This window comes from Arthrobacter sp. MDT2-34-1, assembly GCF_059091365.1.
The window spans coordinates 1-760 of the sequence record NZ_JBNHGO010000074.1; the positions used below are offsets into that span (position 1 = coordinate 1).

The 760-nt window shown below is 65.7% G+C and carries 1 protein-coding gene; it reads right to left on the minus strand.

The window, feature by feature from the left end; all coding sequences use genetic code 11:
* Positions 1-137: 137 nt before the first annotated feature.
* On the minus strand, positions 138-551 hold the full coding sequence (locus tag AC5RVV_RS17685) for a hypothetical protein (protein ID WP_494002657.1): 414 nt from the start codon (positions 549-551) through the stop codon (positions 138-140).
* Positions 552-760 lie beyond the last annotated feature (209 nt).

A 760-nucleotide genomic window follows, 5' to 3' on the forward strand; every position in this document is an offset into this window, starting at 1 on the left:
GGAACCGGAGATGCAGCGCACCTGCAAGGCCATGCCGGAGGTATATGGCAGCGTCTGGGCCGTCCACCTGCGCAGGCTCAAGCGGTACGCGGAGGCGGGCCTCCCGTAATCCTCCGGCGGTAATCCTCCGGCAGGGGCTATTCCTCCAGAAGCTTCAGGCCCAGCCGCTGGCAGACTTGGGAGCTGCCGGGGAAGACCCCGACCTCGTCCTCGTAGAGGCAGGCGCTCAGTTCCGGCACGGTGAACGTGATGGTCGTATCCTCCGGGTCGAAACCGCTGTCCGGATCCAGGGCCTCCGGATTGATACCGTGCCGTGTCAGTGTGCCGTTCCGCCACTGGTCCGCGCAGTGCTCGATCGCTTCGGCCGGCGGACTGTTGCGCGGGTGCGCCAGGCTGAGGGCGTCATCGGCCTCAAGCTCAGGAGCGGGAAAGCAGCGGATGGTGCTCTGGTCGGCGACCGCCTGGCCGGCGATGTACACGCCTCCGGCCGTGGCCCCGGCAGCAATAAGACCGACGGCGGCGATGGCCGTCGTGCGTTTGATGCTTGGCATCGTTCCCCCTCATGAAGCAAAGCCTGGCTTGGGTGCCGGATGGAACCGGCCCACGCTTACTAGTCTGCACCCCAGGCGGCGGGACGGGGCTGAAGTGTAAGCGTGTCTGGCTAACGTTTCGGTCACGCGCCGGAAAAATGTGTTGGGACTCTCATCGCGAGTGCGTAACGTTCAGACCTTGTGCGCAGGGGGTGACCGGTGTTGGGTTG

What these genes read in the sequence shown, in the direction of transcription:
- AC5RVV_RS17685 (WP_494002657.1), bottom strand. Translation starts at nt 551, where the DNA reads ATGCCAAGCATCAAACGCACGACGGCCATCGCCGCCGTCGGTCTTATT.